Below are 1,201 nucleotides of genomic sequence, written 5' to 3'. Positions count from 1 at the left end.
GTGACAAATCATCCGGAAGGAAACGTGACGGAACGGGCGGCGAGGGGGGCAATCCTGTGCCGCGCAGTCGCCAGAAACACCGCCGCTAGGAGCGCATTCGCTTGTCGCATACGCGAACAAGCAGGTTGCACAGCGACTGGATGACCTGCACCAGCACGATGAGGATGATGATCGTGGCAAACATCACGTCGTCCTGGTAGCGCTGGTAGCCGTAGCGAATCGCGATGTCGCCCAGGCCACCGGCGCCCACGGTGCCGGCCATGGCGGTGTAGCCCAGGATGGTGATGATGACGATGGGTAGGCCGCGCAGCAGGCTGGGCAGCCCCTCGCGCAGATACACCTTGAGGATGATCTCCCAGGTAGACGCGCCCATCGACTCGGCCGCCTCGATGAGGCCACGGTCGACCTCGGCCTCGGACGACTCGACCATGCGCGCCACGTACGGGCCGGCGCTCACGATGAGCGGGAACACCGCGGCGGGAACGCCGAGCGTGGTGCCCACGACGGCGCGCGTGGTGGGGATGAGGAACACGAGCAGGATGATGAACGGCAGCGAGCGGGCCATGTTCACGAACCACCCGATGATGGCGTAGGCAACGCGGTTGGGGCGCAGGCCCGTGGGCGACAGCACCGTGAGCAGCGTGCCCAGGATGATGCCGATCACGTAGGCGCCCAGCGTGGAGGCCAGCGTCATGACGATGGTGTCGACCGTACCCTGGGCGAGAAGCTCGCCGTACTTTGCGAGGAAGGCGGAGAGGTCCATCGGCTAGCGCACCTCCTTGGCGGGCTCGGCGGTGACAGGCGTGGTGACAGGCGTGGTAGCGACGGGCTCATCGTTAGCGGCGGGCGCAGTGTTGGCGGCAGGCGCGCCGGCCTTCTCGGCACCCTCGCCCTCGAAGCTGAGCAGCGCGCGCGTGACCTCGGCCTTGGGGTTGCCAAAGACCTCGGCGACAGTGCCCTGCTCCTCCACGTGACCGTGCTCCATGACGGCGATGCGGCCGCAGATGCGCCGCGCTACGGCCAGCGAGTGCGTGATGAGCACGATGGTGACGCCCAGCTCGCGGTTGATGCGGGCAAGCAGGTCGAGCACCGAGCTCGTGGTGAGCGTGTCGAGCGCGCTCGTGGCCTCGTCGCACAGCAGCGTCTTGGGGCTCGTCATGAGCGCGCGGGCGATGGCGACGCGCTGCTGCTGGCCGCCCGA

The 1,201-nt window shown here is 67.7% G+C and carries 2 protein-coding genes; both read right to left on the bottom strand.

Annotated elements, in window-relative coordinates:
- Positions 1-85: 85 nt before the first annotated feature.
- Positions 86-763: a methionine ABC transporter permease gene (locus EFAMC1_RS04595; RefSeq protein ID WP_154053141.1), complete on the bottom strand. Its 678-nt coding sequence runs from the start codon at positions 761-763 to the stop codon at positions 86-88.
- A gap of 3 nt (positions 764-766) precedes the next feature.
- Positions 767-1,201, bottom strand: a 435-nt coding sequence (locus tag EFAMC1_RS04590; RefSeq protein WP_154053140.1) for an ATP-binding cassette domain-containing protein, incomplete at its 5' end; no start/stop codon positions are given.

Source organism: Olsenella uli (assembly GCF_901212675.1).
Classification (GTDB): Bacteria; Actinomycetota; Coriobacteriia; order Coriobacteriales; family Atopobiaceae; genus Parolsenella; species Parolsenella uli_B.
This window is presented reverse-complemented; position numbering and strand designations above follow the sequence as displayed.